Origin of the sequence: Mesorhizobium sp. M1A.F.Ca.IN.020.06.1.1 (genome assembly GCF_004023265.1) — a bacterium.
In the GTDB taxonomy this organism is placed as follows: Bacteria; Pseudomonadota; Alphaproteobacteria; order Rhizobiales; family Rhizobiaceae; genus Mesorhizobium.
In genome coordinates this window covers 1-732 of sequence record NZ_RZSR01001575.1, presented here as the reverse complement: position 1 = coordinate 732, position 732 = coordinate 1, and the positions used below count along the sequence as shown (strand labels likewise).

Genomic DNA, 732 nt, shown 5'->3' with positions numbered 1-732 from the left:
GCCGGGTGTGGCCGTCGGTCGAGCGCGACAGATGCAGCAGAGCCGAGACCGGCCTGGGACGGACGTACTCGATGCGAATGATCTCGGCGAGACGCTCCAGCGAGACGGCCTGCTCGCCCTCGGCGTCCCATCTGTCGCCAAGGCAGGGCGAGAGGAATGGCAGCATCGCCGCGGTGTTGCGATGGATCTTCACCTTGCGCGGCATGCCCCAGGCCAGGGTGCCTTCAGATGTCGCACCGAGGATCATCACATCGTCCGAGCATAGGCCGAAGCCCTGCGATGCCAGCGCCATTGAAGTCGTCGACTTGCCAGTGCCGCTCGGCGCATGGATCAGCACGAGCGCCCCGCTATCGGGCAGCGTCAGACCGGCGGTATGGAGCATGTGCTGCCCGCCGGACTCGAGCGCGGCATCCAGCACCATCATCAGCAGCGTCCATTTGACCTTGCTGTCGGGATGAACGCGGATTTCGGCCGAACCCTCGTCGGCACGGATCGAGGCCGTCTGGAGGCCGGGAAAGACCAGATGGACCACGTCGCCGGCGTCGATGATGCGGCAATGGCCGTCCAGCGGCACTTCGCCGTCGAAGGCGAGCTTCCCTTCCGGGTTTTCGGGCAGCGCCGACGTTTCGAGGATATCGATGCGAAAGCCGGGTTCGACCGCTTCATTAACGCGCAATGTGCCGAGCATCAGATCGAAGCTCGGCCAGAGCTCGGCGCGCTCTGCCGATATGC

General features: G+C 65.2%; 1 protein-coding gene. It reads right to left on the bottom strand.

Annotated elements, in window-relative coordinates; genetic code table 11:
* Window positions 1-730 (bottom strand): serine kinase (locus EOA60_RS38010; RefSeq protein ID WP_245502712.1); only part of this gene is annotated, 730 nt, incomplete at its 3' end.
* Between the last annotated feature and the right edge of the window lie 2 nt (window positions 731-732).